24 protein-coding genes and 1 other annotated feature are annotated in these 26,004 nt (G+C 42.9%); of the genes, 20 read left to right on the top strand and 4 right to left on the bottom strand.

Annotation, left to right across the window (positions count from 1 at the left end):
- The first annotated feature begins 1 nt into the window (after nt 1).
- The 5 genes from hemB to ysxE all read left to right on the top strand — a co-directional run bounded on the left by hemB (nt 2) and on the right by ysxE (nt 5,693).
- Nucleotides 2-988, top strand: a complete 987-nt coding sequence (hemB, locus tag FED51_RS15455; RefSeq protein ID WP_053430583.1) for a porphobilinogen synthase — start codon at nt 2-4, stop codon at nt 986-988.
- Nucleotides 989-1,001: 13 nt separating this feature from the next.
- Nucleotides 1,002-2,291 carry a glutamate-1-semialdehyde 2,1-aminomutase gene (hemL, locus tag FED51_RS15450; protein ID WP_010899187.1) on the top strand — a complete coding sequence of 430 codons (1,290 nt, stop codon included), beginning with the start codon at nt 1,002-1,004 and terminating at the stop codon, nt 2,289-2,291.
- Between the two features lie 269 nt (nt 2,292-2,560).
- Entirely contained in the window at nt 2,561-3,811 is a 1,251-nt protein-coding gene (gene spoVID, locus FED51_RS15445; protein WP_053430584.1) for a stage VI sporulation protein D, read from the top strand.
- A 12-nt stretch (nt 3,812-3,823) separates the two neighbouring features.
- Nucleotides 3,824-4,693 (top strand): hypothetical protein, encoded by an 870-nt coding sequence (locus FED51_RS15440; protein WP_010899185.1) that lies wholly within the window; start codon nt 3,824-3,826, stop codon nt 4,691-4,693.
- Complete coding sequence (gene ysxE / locus FED51_RS15435) at nt 4,668-5,693, top strand: spore coat protein YsxE (protein ID WP_053430585.1); 1,026 nt, start codon at nt 4,668-4,670, stop codon at nt 5,691-5,693. The genes FED51_RS15440 and ysxE overlap by 26 nt, the downstream gene beginning before the upstream one ends.
- Nucleotides 5,694-5,792: 99 nt before the next feature.
- Here ysxE and FED51_RS15430 read toward each other — a convergent pair whose 3' ends face one another.
- On the bottom strand, nt 5,793-5,978 hold the full coding sequence (locus FED51_RS15430; protein ID WP_010899183.1) for a hypothetical protein: 186 nt from the start codon (nt 5,976-5,978) through the stop codon (nt 5,793-5,795).
- A 168-nt stretch (nt 5,979-6,146) separates the two neighbouring features.
- Nucleotides 6,147-6,375, top strand: a binding site (T-box leader).
- Between the two features lie 57 nt (nt 6,376-6,432).
- Between FED51_RS15430 and FED51_RS15425 the strand changes: the two genes are divergently transcribed.
- The 12 genes from FED51_RS15425 to minD all read left to right on the top strand — a co-directional run bounded on the left by FED51_RS15425 (nt 6,433) and on the right by minD (nt 20,300).
- Nucleotides 6,433-9,075, top strand: coding sequence for a valine--tRNA ligase (locus FED51_RS15425; RefSeq protein ID WP_053430586.1), 2,643 nt, complete (start codon nt 6,433-6,435; stop codon nt 9,073-9,075).
- Between the two features lie 334 nt (nt 9,076-9,409).
- Nucleotides 9,410-10,702 (top strand): bifunctional folylpolyglutamate synthase/dihydrofolate synthase, encoded by a 1,293-nt coding sequence (locus FED51_RS15420; RefSeq protein WP_053430587.1) that lies wholly within the window; start codon nt 9,410-9,412, stop codon nt 10,700-10,702.
- A 31-nt stretch (nt 10,703-10,733) separates the two neighbouring features.
- Nucleotides 10,734-12,437 (top strand): sensor domain-containing diguanylate cyclase, encoded by a 1,704-nt coding sequence (locus FED51_RS15415; RefSeq protein ID WP_053430588.1) that lies wholly within the window; start codon nt 10,734-10,736, stop codon nt 12,435-12,437.
- A 139-nt stretch (nt 12,438-12,576) separates the two neighbouring features.
- Entirely contained in the window at nt 12,577-13,323 is a 747-nt protein-coding gene (locus tag FED51_RS15410) for a prepilin peptidase (protein ID WP_053431937.1), read from the top strand.
- A gap of 119 nt (nt 13,324-13,442) precedes the next feature.
- Nucleotides 13,443-14,501, top strand: coding sequence for a hypothetical protein (locus tag FED51_RS15405; RefSeq protein WP_053430589.1), 1,059 nt, complete (start codon nt 13,443-13,445; stop codon nt 14,499-14,501).
- Between the two features lie 190 nt (nt 14,502-14,691).
- Nucleotides 14,692-15,264, top strand: a complete 573-nt coding sequence (locus FED51_RS15400; protein WP_010899177.1) for a Maf family protein — start codon at nt 14,692-14,694, stop codon at nt 15,262-15,264.
- Nucleotides 15,265-15,386: 122 nt separating this feature from the next.
- The gene (radC, locus tag FED51_RS15395) at nt 15,387-16,070 is read left to right on the top strand and encodes a RadC family protein (RefSeq protein ID WP_053431938.1); all 684 of its coding nucleotides are present in this window, start codon (nt 15,387-15,389) and stop codon (nt 16,068-16,070) included.
- 136 nt (nt 16,071-16,206) lie between these two features.
- On the top strand, nt 16,207-17,247 hold the full coding sequence (locus FED51_RS15390) for a rod shape-determining protein (RefSeq protein WP_010899175.1): 1,041 nt from the start codon (nt 16,207-16,209) through the stop codon (nt 17,245-17,247).
- A 13-nt stretch (nt 17,248-17,260) separates the two neighbouring features.
- Complete coding sequence (mreC, locus tag FED51_RS15385) at nt 17,261-18,142, top strand: rod shape-determining protein MreC (RefSeq protein ID WP_010899174.1); 882 nt, start codon at nt 17,261-17,263, stop codon at nt 18,140-18,142.
- Nucleotides 18,139-18,663: a rod shape-determining protein MreD gene (mreD, locus tag FED51_RS15380; protein WP_053430590.1), complete on the top strand. Its 525-nt coding sequence runs from the start codon at nt 18,139-18,141 to the stop codon at nt 18,661-18,663. Before mreC ends, mreD begins: the two co-directional genes overlap by 4 nt.
- Nucleotides 18,664-18,784: 121 nt before the next feature.
- On the top strand, nt 18,785-19,483 hold the full coding sequence (gene minC, locus FED51_RS15375) for a septum site-determining protein MinC (RefSeq protein WP_010899172.1): 699 nt from the start codon (nt 18,785-18,787) through the stop codon (nt 19,481-19,483).
- 22 nt (nt 19,484-19,505) lie between these two features.
- Complete coding sequence (minD, locus tag FED51_RS15370) at nt 19,506-20,300, top strand: septum site-determining protein MinD (protein WP_010899171.1); 795 nt, start codon at nt 19,506-19,508, stop codon at nt 20,298-20,300.
- A gap of 333 nt (nt 20,301-20,633) precedes the next feature.
- Here minD and FED51_RS15365 read toward each other — a convergent pair.
- Nucleotides 20,634-21,781 (bottom strand): IS3 family transposase gene (locus tag FED51_RS15365; protein WP_138090663.1). Its coding sequence is split into 2 segments (ribosomal slippage): nt 20,634-21,523 and nt 21,523-21,781, totalling 1,149 coding nucleotides; the frame shifts between segments, so codons are not numbered across the junction.
- 239 nt (nt 21,782-22,020) lie between these two features.
- Between FED51_RS15365 and FED51_RS15360 the strand changes: the two genes are divergently transcribed.
- Entirely contained in the window at nt 22,021-23,598 is a 1,578-nt protein-coding gene (locus FED51_RS15360) for a glutathione ABC transporter substrate-binding protein (RefSeq protein WP_053430591.1), read from the top strand.
- Nucleotides 23,599-23,735: 137 nt separating this feature from the next.
- Nucleotides 23,736-24,251, top strand: coding sequence for a type 1 glutamine amidotransferase domain-containing protein (locus tag FED51_RS15355; protein ID WP_053430592.1), 516 nt, complete (start codon nt 23,736-23,738; stop codon nt 24,249-24,251).
- Between the two features lie 72 nt (nt 24,252-24,323).
- On the opposite strand, the gene FED51_RS15350 is transcribed toward FED51_RS15355, so the two are convergent.
- Nucleotides 24,324-24,704 (bottom strand): response regulator, encoded by a 381-nt coding sequence (locus FED51_RS15350; RefSeq protein ID WP_010899168.1) that lies wholly within the window; start codon nt 24,702-24,704, stop codon nt 24,324-24,326.
- A gap of 88 nt (nt 24,705-24,792) precedes the next feature.
- Nucleotides 24,793-25,290, bottom strand: coding sequence for a cyclic pyranopterin monophosphate synthase MoaC (moaC, locus tag FED51_RS15345; RefSeq protein WP_053431939.1), 498 nt, complete (start codon nt 25,288-25,290; stop codon nt 24,793-24,795).
- A 180-nt stretch (nt 25,291-25,470) separates the two neighbouring features.
- Between moaC and FED51_RS15340 the strand changes: the two genes are divergently transcribed.
- Entirely contained in the window at nt 25,471-25,983 is a 513-nt protein-coding gene (locus FED51_RS15340) for a MogA/MoaB family molybdenum cofactor biosynthesis protein (RefSeq protein ID WP_010899166.1), read from the top strand.
- Nucleotides 25,984-26,004 lie beyond the last annotated feature (21 nt).

Below are 26,004 nucleotides of genomic sequence, written 5' to 3'. Positions count from 1 at the left end.
AATGGGACAAGATTTAACGTTTAAGCGCCATCGAAGACTTCGGCAAACGGCCGCTATTCGCAACATGGTAAGGGAAACGAAACTACATATTGATGATCTTATTTATCCAATTTTCGTGAAGGAAGGCGAAGGGGTGAGACAAGAGGTTCCATCCATGCCGAATGTCTATCAATTATCGCTCGATCAGTTGGATGCAGAAGTGGATGAAGTCGTCTCTTTAGGAATCCCAGCGATTATTCTTTTTGGGGTCCCAGCTGAAAAAGACGCTGTCGGTAGCGCTGCCTATCATGAGCATGGAATTGTCCAACAAGCGATTCGTCAAGTAAAGGAATCATATCCTGATTTAACGGTAATCGCAGATACGTGCCTTTGCCAATTCACGGATCATGGTCATTGTGGTGTCATTGAAGAAGGAAAAATTCTCAATGATCCGAGTCTTGATTTATTAGCGAGAACGGCTGTTTCCCAAGCAAAAGCTGGGGCTGATATCATTGCCCCTTCTAACATGATGGACGGGTTTGTAGCGGCCATTCGTGCTGGACTGGATTCTGCAGGGTTTACAGATGTACCCGTTATGTCGTATGCGGTAAAATATGCATCAGCATTCTATGGACCTTTCCGCGACGCAGCACATAGTTCACCTGTGTTTGGGGATCGGAAAACATACCAAATGGATCCGGCGAATCGGTTAGAAGCACTGCGAGAAGCCCGTTCTGATGTAGAGGAAGGTGCCGATTTTTTAATTGTGAAACCTGCCCTCTCTTATCTCGATATTATTCGTGAAGTAAAAAATGAAACAGGTCTTCCAGTTGTGGCTTATAACGTTTCTGGGGAATATTCGATGATTAAGGCAGCTAGCTTGCAAGGGTGGATTGATGAAAAAAGTACGGTACTTGAAAAGCTAATAAGTATGAAGCGAGCGGGAGCAGATTTAATTTTAACCTATTTTGCTAAAGATGTAGCCCGTTGGTTAAATGAAGAGAAGTGAGGGGGATGATGCTATGAAAACGTTCGAAAAATCAAGCGCAGCGTTTAATCGAGCGAAGCCGCTCATGCCAGGGGGGGTAAACAGCCCCGTCCGTGCCTTTAAGTCTGTAAACATGGACCCAGTGTTTATGGAACGAGGAAAAGGAGCGAACATTTACGATATTGATGGAAACGAGTATATTGATTATGTTCTTTCATGGGGACCGCTTATTTTAGGACATGCCGATGATCAAGTGGTTGAAAAATTAAAAGAGACGACAGAAAAAGGGACGAGTTTTGGCGCCCCAAGTGAATTAGAGACAAAGCTAGCTGAGCTTGTCATTGAGCGTGTCCCTTCGATTGAAGTGGTGCGGATGGTTAACTCAGGAACAGAGGCGACGATGAGTGCACTCCGTTTGGCTAGAGGCTATACGGGCAGAAATAAAATTTTAAAATTTGAAGGCTGCTACCACGGGCATGGTGATTCATTACTGATTAAAGCTGGATCTGGTGTGGCGACTCTCGGTCTTCCAGATAGTCCAGGAGTACCTGAAACAGTTGCCCAAAATACGTTGACGGTTCCATACAATGACCTCGAGAGCGTCCGTTATGCGTTCGAGCAATTCGGCGATGATCTAGCGGGTGTAATCGTTGAGCCAGTTGCAGGGAATATGGGAGTTGTCCCACCTGAACCAGGGTTTTTAGAAGAGTTGCGCCGTCTAACAGAAGAAAATGGTACACTTCTTATCTTTGATGAAGTGATGACAGGATTCCGTGTCGGCTACCACTGTGCGCAAGGGGCATTTGGGATTACACCTGATTTGACGTGTCTTGGAAAAGTCATTGGAGGTGGTCTTCCAGTTGGCGCCTATGGTGGAAAACGAGAGATCATGGAGCAAATCGCTCCGAGCGGCCCGATTTATCAAGCGGGGACACTATCAGGAAATCCGTTAGCGATGACAGCTGGTTATGAGACACTTGTACAATTAACGGAAGCGAATTACGAATATTTTGATCGACTAGGAGATCGATTAGCAGAAGGGCTATCAGCTGTGGCGAAGGAGTATGATATTCCACACTATACGTCCCGGGCTGGCTCAATGGTTGGCTTTTTCTTTACCGATAAGAAGGTGAAAAATTTTGCAGACGCTTCAAGCTCAGATCTAGAATTTTTCGCAAAATATTTTAAGGAGATGTTACATCTAGGAGTATCACTTCCGCCATCTCAGTTTGAAGGAATGTTCCTATCAACGAAACATACAGAGGCAGATATTGATTTTACAGTTGATGCAGCACGTCAAGCATTCAAGCGTTTAAAAAAATAGACTGAACAGCACATGTCGCTAGAGGAGGCATGTGTTGTTTTTTTATTCTCTTGTGAACGTTTTTCGCAAGTGACAATCTGCCCCTTTTAATCTAAAAAGCACAAATCCATAGGCATATGTTGCTAGGGGAACCGCATAGGATGGAAGCGAAGCAAGGAGAGAAAGACAAGCTGTGTTCAATCATAAACGATGCGGTTGTGTCATAGAGTGTATCGTACTGATCGTGAACGAGCACAGGTGAACTGAATTCCAGATGAGGAGGAATGAAAATGACGCAAGAACGACCTTCAAAGTTGTCGTTTTCCATTGAAGAAACCGTTTGGCTTAATAAAGGGCAAGAAGTAAAAGAAATATTGGCAATGTCCCTTGAGCCTGATATTCGGATCGAAGAAAAGCAGGATCATGTCTATATTAAAGGCGGCTTAAGACTTCTTGGAGAATATGTACCGACGGAAGAGGAAGCGACCCTTGATCCAACTTCGGCCATTCAAGAACAGGTGTCGTTTCGTTCAGTCGAAGAGGTGACCATTGATGACGAGGGAAAGGGGAGCATTCAACATTTTTTCCCGATTGATGTTACGATTCCTTTAAGTCGAATTCAAAAACTAGACGATATTTACGTTCAAGTTGATTCATTTGATTATGACTTGCCAGAACGAAGCTGCATTCAATTAACGGCAGATGTGTCGATTAGCGGTATGACAAGTGAGCCTCCTGTGTCAAAGCAAAAAGCACAATCGGAGCGTCCAGCAGCCATCGACCCACTCCCGAAGCCACCACAGTTAGAGCCTATCCCATCTACTTTTTCGTTTGAAGCGAAAAAACCGTTTGTGAATGAGGAGGCTGGTGCATGGAATGAGGGAGTGCAGTCTCGACAAACATTTAAATTTCAACCAGCAGATAATGAAAATAAACTAGAGGAAGATGTGGTTGTATCGAACGAAGAGCAGGCACACGAAGGGGAGTCAATAGAGGAATCAAAAGCGGATCAGGCAAAAGTGGAGGAGTCTACAGCCTCCGTTCAAAAGCAGCAAGAGGAAAATCATCAACAAGAAGTTACATCAGTTGCTAATCAGGATGAGACAGCAGAGGGGCAAGTCAACGAAGAAAATGCTATTGAACCAGCGCTGATGCGTGGAGAAGTAGACGTAGAACACTATGATTCCGAAAGTGTGGAAGAAGAAGAGAATCCTACGAAAATTCAACTTGGCGTTCAGCGAGAGGAAGTAGCAATAGACGAGGAATCACAAGAAGATCTAGGGGAAGATACAGACGAACCAAAAGGACATCGAGAAGAGAATGCCCTTTATTTAACAAAAATGATGACGAACGGTGAAGAGGAATTTTCGAAGTTAAAGATGTGCATCATTCAAGAAAATGAATCTCTCGATATGATCGCCGAGCGATATGATATTTCGACAAGTCACTTAATACGTTTCAATCGTTTAACAGAGGAACGGGTGGAAGAAGGGCAAATTCTTTACATTCCTGTCCCATCCCATCAGTCGAAAGAGGGGTAAGGAGGAGCAGTTATGGCTCTTGTCAACCACTTGAAGGAAAATTACTCATATCAGGAAGTGGTCCAGCTTTCCGAGCATCTCATTCAAACAGAGTATGGCCATAAGAGGATTGAATATTGGGACGAATTTGATTTACTTGAATGGCATGTTGCTTGGCGAGATACATGCCAGCAGCCCCCGCATGTGTTTGTTGATCGAATGATACGAACGAAAGATGGGCGAACCGCCATTCCATATGAACATCAATGGATTACCGTACATGATCATATGGAAGGAGCGGTTCCGCTTCAATTAGAAGAAAATCGGGAGGCGATATGGGGAGCGTTCATCGGGAACATGCTGGCATTTGGTGAACAAACCCCGTATAGCGCTTCAACTCAGGAACGTTTAATCGCTCCCTCTTCTGTTGAAACAGGGGGGCAATGGGCAGCACTTGTGCGAGAGGGTAAAAAACGAATTCAGCAATCTGAGCAATTAACGGCATGGTTTTCCAAGCTTGAGCCTCCAACATTACCAGCGTCACTGTCCATCGATCGTGGATACTCTTGGAACGGGTTATTTTTCTTCTGTCCAAGAAAAGAGGAACCTCAGAAGAGCTATGCTCCGTTACGAACCTTTCTTCTATTTTGGATGGAGGAGTATGGCACGGACTCATTAAAACGTCTTCTTGATGAAATGGATGATTTTCACCCTTTAACAGACGGACAAGGGTATCTACTATTAGCTGAATGTTTGAAGCCGTATGAACTTCAAGGTGTACGGGAAGGTAAAGATGTGCGAAAGGAATGGGAGAAAGCACGTAAGCTAGTGCGAGAATTAAGCGGTTGGCTTGACGAAAAAAAGAAGGTGAGTGATTATGCAACAAGCTCAACTACCTCTTGAGGCGATTTTGTATCAGTATGATTTATATCCAGAAGCGGTAGAGGACCATGGGGAGAACGTGAAGAAACTCGTCACAAAGCACGGTTTATTTGCCTTAAAAAAGACGCAAATGACGCGATCGCAAGCCGATTGGTTCGTCTACTGTATGAGAAAGCTTGATCGTTTAGGCTATCGGAAAGTGGTCCCTCTTTTACCGACAAAGTTTGGTGAATATACACTGACAGATCGAGATACGAGTTTTTATGTGATGCCATGGATTGAATCAATTCCTTACAATGCCCGTGAATCACAAGAAGAGAAGCTGGCAGATCAGCTCGGTGTCATTCATCGTTTGACCGTAAAGACACAGCCGTTCTCGAAGGAGCAGCTTGAAGCTTCATACAACGAGCTGCGTGACCGATGGGATTCGCGATGGCTGACAATGAATCGCTTTGCAGATCAGGCGGAACGAAAAACGTATATGTCTCCTTATGAGCTAACGTTATTAACTCACTTTTCATTTTTAGAGCATATGGCCCACACGGCGAAGGAGTCCCTTGAAGCATGGTATGAGACGTGCTTGGAGAAAGAAAAATATCGAAGCGTCCTCTGTCACGGAAGGCTAAGCCGCGCCCATGCTTTTTTTAATGAGCGACATGAACCGTTGTTGTTTAACTTTGAGCGGGCTGCATTGGACACACCTGCTCGTGATTTAGCCAGCTTTTTTAGACATAGCTTTCCGCACGCCCTTTGGTCTGAAGAGGAAGGGCACCGCTGGCTTTATCGTTATGAGCAACACCTTCCATTACTAGAGGAAGAAAAACGGTTATTGCACGCCTATTTATCCTTTCCAGATCCAGTTATATACGGGATCGAAGCTTATCAACAGCAATCTGGTCCTCCATCAGAAGTCAAACATGTGAAGCGATTGGAGAAACGTTTGCTTAATTTGCGGCGAGTTGAACGATTTTCGAAAAGTTTGCTCCCCACACCAGCTATCAACGAAAGCGGACTATCATGACTGCCTTCTTACGAAGGTAGTCTCTTTGCACTTTATGAAGTTTTCCTTTTATAAGATTGGGCTATCCACCCTATCCTAATATATGGATGCCATCATGTTTTAGAATAACCGAATGAGCATACAGCAATAAAGGAAGATAAGGAATGTTAATAAAATGACGTCAAACGAAGTCGGGAAAAACAGTGTACGAAAAAATTGAAAAATGATTAACGGTAAAAGAAATTGGGCGATGATCGCGCGAATTTTTAAATACCATGGGGGTTTTTTGTAGTACGGTCGTCTCATCCGAAAGCACCTCTCACATACGGTGTATGATCTTGTTATCAGCCTATGCGTTTTCAAGGCAACTGGTGCATCGGCCCATGTATAATTATCATAAAAAGAGATCATGCTGTTGTTGACGATCCAATGAAGGAACGCTAAAATACTTATAAACGTATGATGTACATAATCTTAAATGCACAGATAGGGAAGAGTAGCTTCCGAACCCTTTTCAGAGAGAGGAATCCATTGGCTGGGAGGTTCCTTAGGATGTACGAGGTGAAGGTCGCCCTGGAGCAGCTTTACTGAACACAAGTAAGTAAGGTCGGCGAAAAGCCGTTATCATGTCGAGTGTGCCAATGGTGATGATTCCATAGGCAAACAAAGGTGGTACCGCGAGTAAACTCTCTTCGTCCTTTGAGCGAAGGGGGTTTTTTATGTTACTGCCGTAATTAAAGGTAAGCAAGGAGGAAAAAAGATGACAAAGCAGGATCAAGAAATGCCAACAAAATATCATCCACAAGACATTGAATCGAAGTGGTATGAATATTGGATTGAAGGGAAATTTTTTGAAGCTACATCTGATGAGACGAAAAAACCATACACCATAGTTATTCCACCACCGAATGTAACAGGGAAACTGCATCTAGGGCATGCGTGGGATACGGCGCTACAAGATATTCTCTCACGAGTAAAGCGAATGCAAGGGTATGATACCCTTTGGTTACCAGGGATGGACCATGCAGGGATTGCCACACAAGCAAAGGTAGAGGCGAAATTGCGAGAGGAAGGTAAGTCTAGATACGACTTAGGGCGCGAGGCGTTTGTGGAGAAAACGTGGGAATGGAAAGAAGAATATGCTGATTTTATTCGTCAGCAGTGGGCAAAACTTGGCCTCTCTCTCGACTATTCCCGCGAGCGATTTACGTTGGACGAAGGGCTGTCTAAAGCGGTTCGAGAAGTGTTTGTCAAGCTCTATGAGAAGGGGCTTATCTACCGAGGAGAATACATTATTAACTGGGACCCAGTGACGAAAACGGCCCTATCGGATATCGAAGTCATTTACAAAGATGTGCAAGGCTATTTCTATCATATGAAATACCCATTAGCCGATGGAGACGGAGCAATTGAGGTTGCCACGACGCGCCCGGAAACGATGCTTGGTGATACGGCTGTAGCCGTACATCCTGAGGATGAGCGGTATCAACACCTCATCGGCAAAATGGTGAAGCTTCCTATAACCGGACGAGAGATTCCAATTGTTGCTGATGATTATGTCGATATGGAATTTGGCTCTGGAGCGGTAAAAATTACTCCAGCCCATGATCCAAATGACTTTGAAATCGGTAACCGCCACAACCTTCCGCGCATTCTCGTTATGAATGAGGACGGGACGATGAATGAGAAGGCTGGCCAATATGAAGGCATGGATCGATTTGAATGCCGGAAGCAGATTGTCAAAGACCTACAAGAACAAGGGGTTTTATTTAAAATCGAAGAGCATGTTCACTCGGTCGGGCATTCAGAGCGTAGTGGTGCGGTAGTCGAGCCTTACTTATCGACACAATGGTTTGTCAAGATGAAGCCACTGGCGGAGCAAGCAATTGAACTGCAAACAACAGAAAACAAAGTCAACTTTGTCCCGGACCGATTCGAAAAAACATATCTTCGCTGGATGGAAAACATTCGCGACTGGTGCATTTCTCGTCAGCTTTGGTGGGGGCATCGTATTCCTGCATGGTACCATAAAGAAACAGGAGAAGTGTATGTAGGACATGAAGCGCCGCAGGATAAAGACAATTGGAAACAAGATGAGGACGTTCTTGATACGTGGTTTAGCTCAGCCCTATGGCCGTTTTCAACGATGGGATGGCCAGATGAGGAAGCACCAGACTACAAGCGTTACTACTCAACTGATGCGCTAGTGACAGGCTATGACATTATCTTCTTCTGGGTATCACGGATGATTTTCCAAGGCCTTGAATTTACCGGTCGACCACCGTTTAAAGATGTATTAATCCACGGTCTCGTTCGGGATGCAGAAGGACGAAAGATGTCCAAGTCGCTTGGTAATGGTGTAGACCCAATGGAAGTGATCGACAAATACGGAGCCGATGCCTTACGCTTCTTCTTAGCTACAGGTAGTTCCCCGGGAAATGATTTGCGCTTTTACTGGGAAAAAGTCGAATCAACATGGAATTTCGGCAATAAAATTTGGAATGCATCTCGCTTTGCTCTTATGAACATGGATGGAATGTCCTATGATGAAATTGACTTAACAGGTGAGAAATCAATTGCTGATCAATGGATTTTAACACGTCTTCAAGAAACGATTGAAACAGTCACTCGCTTGATCGATGCTTACGAATTTGGTGAAGTCGGTCGCCATTTATATAACTTTATTTGGGATGATCTATGTGATTGGTATATTGAAATGGCGAAACTCCCTTTATATGGGGAAGACGAAGTGGCGAAAAAGACGACTCGTTCTGTATTAGCCTACGTTCTTGACCAAACGATGCGTCTCTTACATCCACTCATGCCGTTTATTACCGAGGAAATATGGCAGCATTTGCCGCATGAGGGCGAATCGATCACTGTTGCTTCATGGCCGGTGAAATCAGAAGAATTTACGTTTGAACAAGCGATGGGCGACATGGAGCTATTGAAAGACATTATTCGCTCTGTCCGCAATACCCGTGCGGAACTAAATGTTCCGATGAGCAAGGAAATTGAATTGCATATTCAAGCGAAGAACGATGACGTTCTGACTCAGCTAGAGCGAGGGAAGCACTACATTGAAAAGTTTTGTAACCCTAGCACGCTTGTAATGGGAACGGCGATTGAAAAACCAGAGAAATCCATGTCGAATGTTTTATCAGGGGTTGAGCTTTACTTACCGTTGGCTGGATTGTTAGATTTAGAGGAAGAAATTGCTCGCCTTGAAAAAGAAGAGAATAAGCTCGAAAAAGAAGTAGAACGAGTACAGAAAAAACTGTCTAATCAAGGTTTTTTAGCAAAGGCCCCAGAGAAAGTAATCGAAGAAGAGCGGAAGAAGGAAGCAGATTATCTCGAAAAACGAGCAGCGGTCAGAGCAAGAATTAAAGAACTAAAAGGATAAAAAGAGGGCGCTGTAATCACAGCGCTCTCTTTTATGATTTAAAATAGTAGGCGCTCTCTTGTCTTTTTACCTTTATGCGAGTACGAAAGATCATTAATGATAAGTTATAGTCTATATGTAATAGGTATTTAGTTCTTATTAGTCAATTTTCGACAATCTTTCTCATCATTCTTTTTGCGTGTTTATGGTATGATAGAATCAAGGTATAAGGTAATGGTTAGTTTAAAAATTTTCTAATATGTCTGTTAAAAGACGATTTGTATTTCATCATTGCTGGGTGGATGAACTCTCGTTATAATCATGTCATACTTGATCGACATGGAGGAAAATAGCTGTGCAAAATGAAAGGCAAGCCATTGAATGGATTCATACTTTTTTACCGTTTGGAATTAAGCCAGGTTTACAACGAATTGAATGGATGTTGGAGAAGCTTGGACACCCAGAAAAAGAGTTAAACGTTGTTCATATCGGTGGAACGAACGGAAAGGGTTCAACGGTTAGCTTTATGCGTTACATGCTCACCGAAGCAGGCTACAACGTAGGTACGTTTACATCTCCTTATATTGAACATTTTAGGGAACGTATTGCTTATAAAGGCGAACCGATCAGTAGCGAAGAGCTTGTTCGAAGCTGCTTAAATATTATCGACGTGGTGGAAGAGCTCAAAAGGACAGATTTGGGGAGCCCCACGGAGTTTGAGGTTATTACGGTCATAGCCTTTGACTTTTTTGCCCGTGTGAACCCTGACATCGTTCTACTAGAGGTCGGGCTTGGGGGGAGACTTGACTCCACAAATATTGTGACCCCGCTTCTATCGATTATTACGTCAATTGGACACGATCACATGAACGTATTGGGGGGAACCCTTGAAAGCATTGCTTATGAAAAAGCGGGGATTATTAAGCCGGATATTCCAGCCATCGTTCATGTTAAACAACCTGAAGCGTTTCGGGTGATTCAGGATAAGGCGAACAAGGTGAAAGCTCCGCTCTTTGCTTACGGAACTGATTTCCACTCCTTGCCCAAAAGTGTGACAATGGATAAACAGTTTTTTTTATATCAATCACAATCAGGTCTCACCCTATCGTTAGAAACGGTAATGAAAGGCCACCATCAAATAGAGAACGCAAGTATGGCGATTCAAGCCATCGAACAATTACGATCCATGAAACACTACGAGCTCTCTAATGACCATATTGTTAGGGGGATTAGGAACACGACATGGATTGGGCGTTTTGAAAAAATATCTGAAGCACCGCTTACGTTTGTAGATGGAGCTCATAATGAAGAAGGCATGAAAGCACTAGCCGAATTACTAGCGCTTCACTTTCCAACGTATAAGTATCGCTTTGTCATGGCTGTAACGAAAGAAAAAGAGATGAAAGCTTTACTGGCCCCTTATGTTGACCTTCCCGCTTCTTTTACTTTTACGACATTTGAATTTGAACGAGCTCAGAAAGCAGAGCAATTGTATGAACAAGCGCCTGTTTATAACAAATCCATTTGTGCAGATTGGAAAGTGGCCATTAGGCGAGAACGAGAAAGTTGTAAAGCTAATGAAATGGTTATCATCTGCGGGTCACTTTATTTTATTTCAAAAGTTAGGGCGTTTCTGTTAGAGAGATAACGTGTATTCCGCTGGGGAGGTGAGCAATGCGATGAATCTAAAGCAAAAGCAATGGTTATGGGGACTGTATCTTGGGTATCTTGTCGTATTGTTCGCTTTAAGCGTTGTTCTCATTCCCCGCGGTGATTTGACCGCTATTGAAAAAATAAGCTTTTTACTCTTGATGATCTTAACGGCGTCGATGCCGATCATTTATCGTGGCCATGTGCTCACCCTTTTTCAGTGGGTGAGTCTGGCTGTCTTTTTGAAATATGGGCTTCTTGTAGAAATTGTCATGACCCAATTTGCGATCATTACTGCTCTATACTCAGCTGGTGTACGATATGGAAGCCTATATAGAATTCCAGTAAACACATTTATTTTTTTGATTACTTCCCTTGTGTCAGCCGCTGTTTTTTATTTTTTAGGTGGTGAAGTTGGACGAGGTTTAGCCTTAACTTTTCAACAACAGCTCGTTCCGATATTTGCATATGCGGTGACGTTTCTAGTCGTTAATCATACCTTGATTCACTTGTTTCGGGTACTTGTATTAAAGGCGAATTCTTCATTTCTGAAGGGGATTATGCGAGAAGTAGCCATCTCTAGCATTATGCTACCGTTAGGTTTAATGCTTTTATATTTATCAGAAGCAGTTGGTCTCGTGGCAGTCTTTATTTTAGGATCTTTTTTTGCGGGGATCGGCATGTTTTTGCAAATGTATCATAAGAGCCAGTATACGAACCGAATGCTAAAGGACGTGACAGAGTACGGCCATGAGTTAAATGCTTGTAACACACGGGAGAAGTTAATTCATCTATTTGCCGTACAAGTAGAGCAGTTTTTAGAAGCTGATACGGTTGTTCTTTATGAGGGGAAACAACAGGAACTCAATCTGTTGAATGGCAGTTTACTAGATGCTGAATGGTCAAACCATTTTCAAAACGGAGATCTTTATAGTAAAAACGTTTATGAGACAGGAAGCCCTTATACGATGCTAAGAAGAGAAGACGGTGACCTACGAGATATCCGCTTGCCTGAAATCTATCAGTCTGTTGTTTCATTACCGATTCGTCAAAAAGAAGATACGTATGGAGTCATTACGGTTTTTTCAAAGAACATGTATCATTTTAAGAAGCAGCGGATTCATATGCTAGAAATATTGGTCAATATTTTTGCTGTCGCGATTAAAAATGTTGACTTGCTAGAAACGACAAAACAAGAAAGCGTCCGCGATCCTTTAACTGGCCTTTATAATTTTCGTTATATGATGGAAGCATTGAAGAAAACCGTGAATGAGGCTGACTTCCCGTTTTCAATTATTCTTCTGGATCTGGATCATTTCAAAAAGATTAATGATACGTATGGGCATCAAAGTGGGAATGATGTACTTGAAGCGGTGGCTGATCGGATGAGAAAGATATGTCCAGATAACAGTGTGATTTCTCGGTATGGTGGAGAAGAATTTGTCATATTGCTACCTCATCATGGTGAAGAGGACGCACGTCAAGTGGGAATTCTACTTCAACAGGATTTCTCTTCTCGCTCGATACTCATTCGATCCGATCTATTAGTAGGAGAAACGGTGGACATTAAAGTCACCGCAAGCTTCGGTATAGCAGAGGCTGGAAAAAAAGATCATGCCATGGACCTCATACGTAAAGCTGATCGGGCGATGTATAACGGTGCTAAGTCAAAGGGACGTAATCGAGTCGCGACCTATAGCGATATAAAACAAGAGCACTCCCTATCATTGTAAGAAGAGATCCTATCTTGTGAAAATGATGAAAAGGAATAGACATTTTCATCCTATCCTTTATACTTAAAGTGGGAGATTTCCACCACTTCCGAAAACAATATTATTTGTGAGGTTTTGCCATTTGCATCAGATTGATGTGATGTCGTTTCTCCTACTCTTCGTGCTCGGTATGGTACTTGGTTCGTTTTTTAATGTGATCGGTTTGCGTGTGCCGAAAGGACAATCAATCGTGGCTCCTCGCTCCCATTGCCCATACTGTAAAAGGACACTTGCCACGATTGAGTTAATCCCTGTCCTTTCCTATGTTTGGCAAAGAGGCCGATGCCGAAACTGTCGTCAAAAAATATCTCCCCTTTACCCATTCGTCGAGTTAGCTGTAGGGTCCGGTTTTTCCATAATGCTTCTTGTCTTTGGCTGGAATATGGAATTACTTGTAGCTCTCGCGCTCGTCTCTCTCTTTTCGATCATCTTTGTTAGTGACCTTGTTTACATGATCATTCCAGACCGCATCATTCTCTTCTTTGCTATCTTATTTGTTCTTTTTCGCGCAACGCTCGCTCCACTAAACCCGTGGTGGGATGCTTGGGCAGGAGCCGTTGTAGGATACATCTTATTGTTCATCGTCTATTTGATCGATCCTAACGGAATCGGTGGAGGAGATGTGAAGCTTTTTACTGTCCTCGGATTCGTATTAGGGTGGAAACTTACACTAGTAGCGATAATGCTATCCAGCCTTTTTGGCGCGATTGGAGGCGGTGTTGGGATGATGCTGGGAAGAATTAAAAGACGAGAGCCCATTCCATTTGGTCCATTTATCATCTTAGGTAGCCTCACTGCTTATTTGTATGGAGAAGCTCTTATTCAATGGTACGTACGTTGGCTTTAAAACCTAAAAAAGTAGTGTCCAATGAAAAGTAATCGTTTTTTGCTTAAATGGTTCTATGAAATTCATTCGTTTAATAGACTTTAGGGAAAGGTGGAATTGCTAGAGAGGGTGTTGAGAATATGGATCAAAATAAGGCAAAAGTCTCGATTCGTCTGAATGGAAAGCGCCAACCATTTCAAGAATTAGTTGAGAACAACCCAGCCTCAACTGCAAAAAAAAATGACAGAAGCCGAAAGCCTAGAGAAGATGCAGATAAAGTGATCGATTTTCATAAAAGGTATGAAGATCGTATTCGGAATGAAGAACCATTTTGGGATGACGGGAACCGGAAGAAGAGTCCAAAAATCCCTTACAAACGTAAGAAAAAAAAGCCGTACGGAACAAATGAGAGGTTCGCACTAAAAGTAAAAAAAGTGCCGGTTATTCTCATTATGGCACTCGTATCAGCTTTAATCGTCGGGACAAGCTTAGGGTTCATTGTACTGACCATCTTTACAGCTGATGAATTACCTGTGGCATCTGGTGAAGTGCAGGAGACGGTTCCAGCTGTTTCACAAGGGGATGCTTCTTTTCCCGAGTTAGCGGTTGAGGTTGTCCAAGGTGGTGCTTTTACTTCAATTGAGGCTGGAGAAGCGGTCATCGCAAGCCTACAAGAGAAGGGAAGGGCAGCTGCTCTAGTAGAAAGTGATGATTCAGTTTACATGTTTATTGGCTTAGCGCAAGATCGGGCAAAAGCACAGGATGTGGCTCAAGCTTATTCAGAATTAGATCAAGATACGTACATTAAATCATTTGCAGGACCAACTTCCGATAGCAAAAGGTTAAACGAGGAAACCATTCAATGGCTTCATGACATGGAGTCAAGTTATCAGCAGTTAGTCAGTCTCTCGGTGGATGGATTAACGGCAGGAGGAGCAACGATCACAAAAGAGTCTGTTGAAGGAATACGAAAAGAGGTAGAAAGGCTTCACGGACAGCAGAAAACCGCCTTTCAGGAACTTGATGAATCGACAGCTTCCCATCTTCAAGTAATCAATGAACATTTAATCCAAGCCGGAAATCACCTAGCATCGTATGTCTCAACACAAGATGGAAACGCCCTTTGGAAAACGCAACAGGAGCTCCTAGATGCCCTTGTACAGTATCAACTGTTTTCGCGCGATACCTCCCGTTCTTAAATGGCGAGGTCTCGCTTTTTTTGTGATTAGTATAAGCCCATTCTAATTCCAATTTATACTCTTGAATCGGGAAAAAACTCACATGGGTTAGAGCTTCCTTTTGATTGTTGTTTGTTGAAAAATTTGGTATGATGGTCTCATACCTTGTACAATAGAGATGTTAATCTTTATTGAAAGAGGTGCTCCCTTCATGAAACCACTTATTTTAGCTTCAGGTTCCCCACGCAGAAAGCAGCTTCTAGAACAAATGAACGTCCCTTTCACAGTATGTAAAAGTACAATTGATGAAACTTTTGATCCAACGTTCCCACCAGATGAGGTTGTTCAGCAACTAGCAAGACAAAAGGCACAAGACGTAGCAAAAAAACACGAGGACTCTTTCATCCTCGCCGCAGATACAATCGTTGTCTTTCAAGGACGTATTCTTGGGAAACCAGCAACAGAGCAAGAAGCTAGACAGATGTTATCCCAACTATCGGATCAATCCCACGAAGTGTTAACAGGAGTGGCGCTCTTGCATCAGGGGCAAGTCGAAACGTTTGTGGAAACAACCGAAGTCCGATTCTGGCCGCTTACGGACACTGAAATTGAAACATATCTGCAAACAGGTGAACCGTTTGATAAGGCAGGAGCTTATGGTATCCAAGGTTTAGGTGCCTATTTAGTGAAGGAACTTAAGGGGGATTATTATAACGTTGTCGGGTTACCCCTTTCGAGAACAGTACGTGCTCTAAAGGTCCATGGATTTTCCACACGATTTTAGCAACTGCTTTGTTAGGTTTGGCTCCTTCATTTCCTTTTTTCTAGAAAAGTAATAAGTATAAGATTTTGTGATTTTTCGAACACTTTTTAAGAAAGGAGTACTCCCTTTTGTCGAATATGTCTATGACGCTTCGTGATGTTCCAAACAGGGAACGACCACGGGAGAGGTTGCTGCATGAAGGTGCTCACGCGCTTTCTAATCAAGAAATAATAGCGATTATGCTTCGGACAGGTACAAAGAACGAATCTGTGCTACAGCTTGCACAACATGTTTTATGTCATTTCGACGGTCTGCGGTTGTTGAGAGAAGCGACGGTAGAGGAGTTGACGAGCATTCATGGTATCGGTGAAGCAAAGGCGATAGAATTTTGTGCCGCGATTGAACTAGGCCGAAGAATTCATACGATGCAGGAGATGGATCGGTATGTGATTCGCACTCCAGAAGACGTGTCGCGCTTTGTTATGGAAGAAATGCGTTTTCTCAGCCAAGAGAATTTTGTTTGTCTGTATTTAAATACGAAAAACCAAGTTCTTCATAAGCAAACCGTATTCATCGGGAGTTTAAACGCTAGCATCGTCCACCCCCGTGAAGTGTTCAAGGAAGCGTTACGAAGGTCAGCCGCTTCACTCATCTGCCTCCATAATCATCCATCCGGAGACCCAACTCCAAGCCGAGAAGATATTGAAGTGACACACCGATTAGCACAGGTGGGAAAATTGATCGGGATTGAACTGCTAGATCATGTGATCATTGGTGATCGAACATTCGTTAGCTTAAAGGAAAAAGGACATTTACCATTTTCATAAAAATCAGCGAAAGGTCTGTATAAAATCGCAATAAAAATGTAAAATGATCAAAGGGAAATGAAAGGCTATGTTTTTAGAGGAAATTTCGATATAATATTTGTTATGACTTCGGTTATTCATGAAGGGAGATACATAGATGTTCGGTGGGTTTTCAAAAGATATTGGAATTGATTTAGGTACAGCAAATACACTTGTATATGTCAAAGGAAAAGGGATTGTATTACGTGAGCCTTCTGTCGTGGCTAAACGTACGGATACTGGGACGATCGAAGCGGTCGGAAACGATGCTAAAAACATGATCGGTCGTACGCCGGGTAATATTGTCGCTACACGTCCAATGAAGGACGGGGTTATCGCAGACTTCGAAACGACAGCCACTATGCTAAAATACTTCATTCGTCAAGCGCAAAAAAATCGTTCAATTTTCACGAGAAAGCCTGCAGTCATGGTTTGCGTACCATCGGGAATTACAGCAGTCGAAAAGAGAGCGGTGGAAGATGCGACAAAACAGGCTGGGGCAAAGTACGCATATACGCTAGAAGAGCCATTTGCGGCTGCAATCGGAGCTGATTTGCCAGTATGGGAGCCGACAGGTAGCATGGTCGTTGATATTGGTGGTGGAACAACAGAAGTAGCCATTATCTCTTTGGGTGGCATTGTCACGAGCCAGTCCATCCGTGTAGCTGGAGATGAAATGGATGAGGCGATTATCCAATACATTAAGAAAACGTATAATTTAATGATTGGGGAACGGACAGCAGAAGCATTAAAGCTTGAGATTGGTTCGGCAGGTTCACCTGAAGGGGTAGACAATATGGATATTCGCGGTCGGGATTTATTAACAGGATTACCGAAAACGATTGAAGTCACGGCTGAAGAAATATCCAAGGCTCTATCGGACACCGTTCAAACCATCATTGAAGCTGTAAAAAATACTCTTGAACAGTCACCGCCAGAACTTGCTGCAGATATTATGGATCGTGGCATTGTGTTAACAGGTGGTGGTGCTTTGTTACGAAACTTAGATAAAGTGTTGAGTGACGAAACAAACATGCCAGTCATCGTTGCCGAAGAACCGCTTGATTGTGTAGCGATTGGCACAGGGCGAGCATTGGAAAACTTGCATTTATTTCGGTCCAAGGCTGGGATTACATCAAGCGCTGACCGAAAATCGTGAGTAGGTGCTTGGGATGCCATCATTTTTTTCAAACAAAAAACTAATTGTACTGCTCGTAAGCATTATTGTTTTGGTGGCTTTGATTGGCTATTCATTGAGTGACCGGGAACGATTGACGTGGCCAGAGCGTTTTTTGCATGATTCCGTTGGTTGGGTTCAGTCGATCGTTATGAGACCCGCACATTTAGTCGCGGGTTTCTTTGAGGAGGTTTCTGAACTCCGCCACCTTTATGAGGAAAACCAAACGTTGAAGGCACGGCTTGAAGAATATGCGCAAATATCCGTTGAGCGAAATGTGTTAAAAGAAGAAAATGAATCATTGCGTGAAATTCTTGATTTAGAAGAAAGTCTATCAGACTATCGAATGCGTAATGCGGTCGTTACTTTCAGATCACCTGACCGTTGGAATGAAGCGATCGGAATTAACATAGGGAGTCAGCACGGTGTGGAAGACGACATGGCCGTCGTCTCATCCAATGGTTATTTGATCGGAAAAATTCAACGAGTAAGTGAGTTCTCTTCCCGAGTACAATTGTTGACAGATACGGATCGAACGAATCGTGTATCTGCACGAATCGATGGTGATGATAAAGCAGGTCCTGTTGGATTTATTGAGGGGTATGATGATGAAACGGGCCTTTTAGTTATGAGAAAGCTAGAGATGGATGCAGAGATTGAACCTGGACAACTTGTGTCAACTTCTGGTTTAGGGACTGTTTATCCACGTGGCATTATCATCGGTGAAGTGGAACGGGTAGAGCCGGACGAGTATGGATTAACACAAAATGCATACATCAGGCCATACGCCGATTTACTCTCACTCGATTACGTCATCGTGATTGAACGATTAAGTACAGCAATGGACCCTGAACTTATTGAGGAGGGAGGACTGTGAGTCGTTTCATCCTCCCAGGGCTGATGTTTTTCATTTTTATTCTTGAAGGCACATTGTTTCAACTAGTCATCACAGAGCGGTTTGCAAGTGAGATTATGATTGTCCCTAGGTTTCTCATCGTTATGCTTGTATTTATCGGCATATACTTAGGGCGGTGGAGTGGTGCGTTATACGGGTTGATCTTTGGACTGCTATTTGATGTTGTCTATACGGATTTAATCGGTGTTTATATGTTTGGATTCGCCTTGTTAGGATACGGTTTTGCTCTAACATATAAATGGCTACAATATAGCAATCTCACGCAAGTCACATTAGCGTTTTTAGCCGTTTTTCTTTTTGAGTACTACCAATACGGTCTTTTGCAAATCATTGGCCTTACAGAGATGGACCATACAATGTTTTTTCAGCATCGTCTTTTGCCAACACTGGCGTTAAATGGGGCGTTTGCCATACTAATGGTGCTTCCGATGCGAAAATTGTTACAATATGTCTTGAAAATGGCGAGATTTCGAGAAAAATAAGGACGAAAAAAGGGAAACGAAATACCTGTGTGGAATTAGATAAACAACACGGTATTTTCAAGTGGATGGATCAACGTCTAACACTGAAGGTACTTGTGCTTCGCTGAGGTGAACATGGACGATGACAACACAAAAAAAACAAGCTGTAACCATTAAAGGGACGAAGGATGGTCTTACCTTTCATTTAGATGATCGCTGCTCGTTCGACAGTATTGTTGGGGAGCTAGCTGAAAAGCTGTCTTCGAAACATTATCAAATGGAAGACCAACCAAGAATACAGGTTAAAGTAGATGTTGGCTATCGCTATTTAACTGTAGAACAGAAGCGACATATTCAAGAATTGATTACCGATGGACGAAACTTGGACGTTGAGGAGTTTGTGTCCCAAGTCATGACAAAAGAAGAGGCTGAAGAAAAAAGGAAAGAAGCACAAATCGTTTCTGTAGCAAAAGTCATTCGTTCTGGACAAGTGTTTTCAGTGGATGGTGATTTGCTGCTAATTGGGGATGTAAACCCTGGAGGAACGATTCGAGCTTCTGGAAATATTTTTGTGATAGGCTCCTTGCGTGGCATTGCTCATGCTGGTTATAAAGGAAACGGAGAGGCGGTCATTGCAACGTCGCACATGGCACCTGCTCAACTGCGGATTGGAGAACAAATTTTTCATTGGTCCAAGGAAGAGCAACAAGCTGGCGACCGGATCATGGAATGTGCATACATTGCATCGGATACGAATGAAATTCAGCTAGATCGCGTTCAGAAGTTGTTAAAGATAAGACCAAATCTCGCAACGTTTTTGGACGAAATGGTAGAGCAATAGAGGAAAGAAAGGGGAATTACGCGTGGGAGAGGCAATCGTTATTACAAGCGGTAAGGGTGGAGTTGGTAAAACGACAACGTCTGCAAATATAGGAACCGCCCTTGCCCTTTCAGGAAAAAAAGTTTGTTTAGTCGACACGGACATTGGCTTGCGTAATTTAGATGTGGTGATGGGTTTAGAAAATCGCATTATTTATGACCTTGTCGATGTAGTGGAAGGGCGTTGTCGGCTAAAGCAGGCGCTCATCAAAGATAAACGCTTTGAATGTTTGAATTTGTTACCTGCTGCGCAAACGAAAGATAAGTCTGCAGTAACCCCTGAACAAATGAAGGAAATCGTCGAGGAGCTTAAACAAGAATATGACTATGTCTTGATCGATTGTCCGGCTGGGATCGAACAAGGCTTTAAAAATGCGGTCGCGGGGGCGGATAAAGCGATTGTCGTTACAACTCCTGAAATTTCTTCAGTCCGTGATGCTGATCGAATCATTGGCCTTCTCGAGAAGGAAGAGGTTGAAGCACCGCGTCTTGTCGTCAATCGAATCCGTGGCCATATGATGAAAAACGGAGAGATGCTGGATGTGGACGAGATTGTTTCCATCTTAGCCATCGAACTATTAGGGATTGTCGTTGACGATGAGAATGTGATTAAATTTTCAAACAAGGGAGAGCCGATTGCGCTTCATCCTGATAGCAAGGCCTCAGTTGCCTATCGAAATATTGCACGACGCATTTTAGGAGAAACGGTTCCGCTCATGTCATTCGAGCAAGAAAAGGGCGTCCTAGCGAAAATAAAATCATTTTTTGGGGTTCGTTAAACACGACCCTACATATGAAATCGGAGGGAGCTGTCTCAAAAGTATATCTTTTGAGACAGCTCTGTTTTATCGTGCGCTTAAAAATACGATTGACGAATAATATCCCTCATAGGCACGATATCGATGAATGCAGACTTTATTTGCATTCGTCGTGGACGCCTGCGGGAAAAGCAAGAGCTGAAGATCCATCGGGGCGATTTCCCCCGATAAGCTGAAGTCTTGCCCGCGGCAAGGGAGTGTTTTTGACACAATCAACCCCATATAAAAATAGCAGAAAAAGAAGAGAGGCACTGCACATAACCCTGTCAAGTAGACAATGAAAAAAAGAGTATCTTAAGCTGCGGCCTTTTCTCGGTATTCAATCGGGGAAAGGCCTTTAAATTTCTCTTGAAAACGTCCGTTGTTATAGTAGTTGATATACTCCTGAATCGCCCATTGAGCTTGTTCAACGGTTTTTGGACGTATTAAATATAACTTCTCCACTTTCAAATGTGAAAAGAAGCTTTCTATACAAGCATTATCATAGCAATTGCCACGGCGAGAGTGGCTTCCTTGAACGCCTAATCCCTCTAATTGCTTTTCATAAGTCTTAGTTGTATATTGAAATCCTTGATCAGAATGAATGAGCGCATTCTTGGCAAAGGACTTACCTGTTAACTGTTTCAACGTATCTACGACTAAATCAAGATCGTTTCTTTCAGATAATTGCCAAGCAACAATTAAATCTAAAACGGCTGATAAATACACAAATTTGTCTCCGATTCGTACATATGTAATATCGGTTACTAGCTTTTCATACTGCTTTTCTGAATAAAATTCTCTGTTCAGTACGTTAGGAAATACAATAGAACCTCTACGCCCGTAGAAAGGTCTTTTCTTACGTATGACTGATTTTATTCCTAATTCCCTCATTAAACGCCGCACACGTTTATGATTTATAACCATTCCTTCTCTGGATAAAGCCCTCGTCATTCGTTTATACCCAAAGTATGGATGTCGTTTGTGAAGAGCTAAGATATGTTCCTTTAACAGAATATCCTCTTCCCTGCGAATTGCTTGTTTCGAACGACTATTCCGCCATTTGTAGTATCCAGCTTTTGAAACTTCACCAATCTTAAGAAGCCACATAAGTGGATGCTTTCTCCTTAATTTATCAATCATTTGAAACCTTTGTGCTTTTAAGACCACTCCTTCCCGTGTAGATTTGGATTGCGCTTTTTTAGATAATCTACCTGCGCCTTCAAATAAGCATTCTCTTCTTCTAGACTGTTAAAATGCTTCTTATGCCACTTACCACGTTGGTCATCAAATGATATCTCATTTTGAACTTTCTTTACCCATTCAGCAATTTGAGCATCACTCTTAATCCCGAATCGCTCACGAAGGCGACGATAGGACCAGCCCTCCTCTAACTTTAAACGAACTACTTCTCGTTTTAATTCTTCTGTATATGTAGTATAGGTTTGTCCTTTTTTTGCCATAGAAAAATCCCCTCGCAGGTAGACTATTTAAGAACATCATATCATGTTCTCTTTTTTTGATGTCTACCTGTAGGGGATAATACCACACTCATTGTCGGTTGTGTCTCTCTTCTTATGTTGCAAAGGTCGCTTGCTAAATTTGATAAAAAAGAGTTGAAAACTCGGAATTGAGCTGATACACTATCATCATCGTTTGACATTCATACCAATTTTTACATACAACAAGGAGGAGAAGCGATATGAAACAGTGGTTACTAATCGTTTGGCTTAGCGCCTTTGCTCTAGTTGGTTGTGCGAGTGAACCGTCCGCGAGTGAACAGGGAGGCGAGAATGAAGATGCTAGGAAGGGAAATGCGCTTATAATCGATTTAATGTCATACCCGGTTTCCCTTGATCCACATGGTGCAAATAATGGAGAATCTCTATATGTGATGAGTACGATGTATGATACGCTTGTCTATTTAGATGAAAGCCTAGAAATTCAGCCATTGCTTGCAGAAAGCTTAGAGATGGTGGGTGATACGATTTGGGAGGCAAAGCTGCGCCAAGGAGTCACGTTCCACGATGACAGCCCATTTAATGCGGAGGCGGTAAAAGCTAATCTCGAGCGCGTCATTGATCCAGACATTGGATCTCCAGTCGCCTTTTTGTTTGATATGATTACTGAAGTTGTAGTGATCGATGAGTATACGGTTCACATCCATACAGAATATCCGTTTGCTCCGTTGCCGTCTCATTTAGCCCATCCTGGCGGTCATATGATAAGCAAAGAAGCAATTGAGGCTGATTATGAGGCAATGGCAAATGGAGAAGAACCTTTTTCATACATTAACGAACACCCTGTTGGTACGGGTTTTTACCGGTATGAGGGTGCGCAAAACGGTGAGTATGTGAAAGTTGTCAAAAACGAGAACTACTGGGATAGAGAGCAGGCAAAGTCTGATGCTCTTACCTTTAAGGTCGTACCAGAGGATTTAACGAGAGTGGCTGAGCTTGAGACGGGTGAGGCAGATATCATTTATCCCGTTAATCCGAATGATGTTAACCGCATTGAACAGCATCATGGGACTAAAGTATTGAAGTCTCCAAGTTCAAACTTAACCTATTTAGGATTTAACACAACAAAGGAACCGTTTAATGATCCACTTGTTCGACAGGCGATTGCGAAGGCCATTGATCAGGAAGGGATTATCAACGGCATTTTAAATGGGATGGCATTGCCTGCCAAAGGACCGCTAGCTCCGACTGTCTTTGGTTATGATGATCAGTTTTCAGCTGCCAAAAAAGACGTAGAGGAAGCTAAAGCTCTTTTGGATGAGGCAGGATATCCAAATGGTTTTGAAACGACTATTGTCTCTAACGATACACGGGCGTTTATGGATATCGCAGTTTTTGTTCAACAGGAGCTCCAGGCAATCGGCATCGATGTACAGGTCGAAACAGTGGAAACAAGTACGTTTTTAGAACTGGCGGGAAATGGTGATACGGAAATGTTTGTGAGTAGCTGGGGAACGGTGACCTTAGACGCTGATTACGGTTTATATCCAATGTTCCACTCCGAGAATGCAGGCTTTCCTGGTAATCGGACGTTCTTTGCAAATGAAGAGCTAGATGATTTACTGGAGCGTGCACGAAAAGAAACGGATGAAGCTACTAGACTTGAGCTCTACAAAGATGCACAGCAAATTATTGTAGATGAGGTTCCACTCGTATTTTTATACCATTCTGAACTGTTGGCAGGACTGGGCGAACAGGTTGAAGGCTTTTGGCAATATCCAAGTAGTATATTCTATATGAGAGATGCTGTTAAACGATAAAGCCAAGTTTTCTAAAAATAAAATGAGACATGAGAATTGAATATATTTATCACATCTTTTTTTACAATTAGAAGTGTTTGAACGTGTGGCATTCGGGTAATACGAACACTGAGAACAAAAAAGGAGTGAACGAGAACATGGGGAAAAAGATCGCAGTTGTGGTAACCAATCTATTTGAAGATTCGGAGTACACAGAACCGGTGAAAGCGTTCAAAGAGGCTGGTCACTCCATCGTAACGATTGAAAAGGAAAAAGGGATAAAAGTGAAAGGAAAGCAGGGTGAATCGACGATCACAATTGACGCTAGTATCGATGAAGTAACAGAAGATGCGTTTGATGCTCTCTTAATCCCAGGTGGATTTTCACCGGACATTTTACGTGCGGATGATCGATTCGTAGCGTTTGCAAAAGCTTTTGCCGATGCGAAAAAACCGATCATGGCGATTTGCCACGGTCCTCAACTCTTAATTAACGCAGGTGTATTAAAGGGACGTGATGTGACAGGCTATAAGTCGATCGCGGTTGACTTACGAAACGCAGGGGCTAATTTCTATGATCAAGAGGTGGTCGTCTGTGGGGGGAACTTGGTCACGAGCCGAACGCCAGATGATTTACCTGCCTTTAACCGTGAATCCTTAAACGTGTTAACTTAACACGAAGAGAGCACTTGCCAATCGGCAAGTGCTCTTACCTATGGAAAGCATTGTTCCACATAGGGGCGAAAGCTACACGTTCATCGTTACTCCCATGGAGGGCTTGTGATAATCAATGGCAGCCCGTAATTCTGAAATCGCAAACGGCTTTTGTAAGTACGAGAGATTATGTTCAGAAGATTCGATTAACTCATGTCGTCCTGTCGTTAAGATGAGGACGGATGGTTGCTTGGTCTGCTCTTTTACGATATCTAAGAGAGAAAAAATGGATAGATCCACTAGTTGATCACTTACAATCAGTAAATCACAGGTCGACAATTGACTCCGGTGCTGAAAGAAGGCGCTCCCACTAGGATGAACCGTCACTTCAGCCCCTAACTGATTTAAGTGGTATTGAATAAGCGTCGCATGACTAGGCTCGTCCTCTACCAACGTGACTCGAAAAGGTTGCATACATGTCCTCCAGAAGTCTTCTGAATTATGAAGTGTGTTACTTTTATATTAAGAAATTGTTGAGATAAGATCAAGTACTGTTTCACATTTATGACTTTTGACTGGAGCTTCGTTCAAAATCACCGTGGACGCCGCCTGTTTTTTTCACTAAATACGTAGGGCCAATGACCATCCCTTTATCAATCGCTTTGCACATATCGTAGACCGTTAAAGCAGTAGCTGATGCGGCAGTTAATGCTTCCATCTCTACGCCAGTGCGTCCTGTTGTTTTAACAGATGCTTCAATATGAAGTAAGTAATGGTTCCTAGTTTCTTCCCACTCGAAGGAAATGTCTACACCTGTTAATGAAAGTGGATGACACATAGGAATCCATTGGGACGTGTTTTTTGCAGCCATGACGCCAGCTATTTGTGCGACCGCGAGTACGTCACCTTTACGGATCTTACCTGCTGTAATCTTCTCGTAAATTTCTTTGTTCACTTCTATACTTGACTTCGCGACAGCCGTACGCTCGGTTATGGATTTTTCCGAAATATCGACCATTTTCGCCCGTCCCTGCTCGTTAAAATGGGTGAAATCCCTCATGCCTTTCTTCATCCCCTTTTACTCTTTATGTAAGTTGATTTTCAGCCGTTGAGTCTTGGCAGTATGTTTGTTTTCAAGTGAAAAAGTTCACTACTTAGTGAGCGCTTATTTAGTAAACTTAATTCTGTGCTATCATAGTAAACAGAAAACAGTTTGTCAATAAAGGAGAGGATGAGCGAAATGTCTGTAGAACAACATCGAAAGGAAGCGCCGAAAACTGTACGCTGTATGATTTTAACCATTTCAGACACGAGAACGTACGACACAGATAAAAGCGGCGCTCTCATTCGTGAACTATTGGAAGCAAAAGGGCATCAAGTGACGGAATATCAAATTGTGAAGGACGAGTATAGCCAAATTCAGCATTGGTTAAAGGTGGCTGCTGGACGAGCAGACATTGATGCTATCCTTCTAAACGGAGGCACTGGAATCGCTCTGCGCGACACAACGTATGAAGCGGTTCGAGACAGTCTTGATAAAGAGATGCCTGGATTTGGCGAAATTTTTCGTCTACTTAGCTTCCAGGAGGATATCGGTACAGCTGCGATCCTGAGCCGAGCAATTGCCGGTGTACGTGACGGAAAGGCGATTTTTTCTATGCCTGGGTCAACAGGGGCGGTAAAGCTAGCCATGACACGCATTATCATTCCGGAGCTTGGCCATGTGATGCGGGAAATTTTGAAGGATCGGTAAAAATTAGACTTGATGACATGA

Source organism: Halalkalibacterium halodurans (assembly GCF_005671335.1).
Lineage (GTDB): Bacteria > Bacillota > Bacilli > Bacillales > Bacillaceae_D > Halalkalibacterium > Halalkalibacterium halodurans.
Note: the sequence above shows the minus strand (reverse complement) of the source record. Positions and strands in the feature narration are given on the sequence as shown.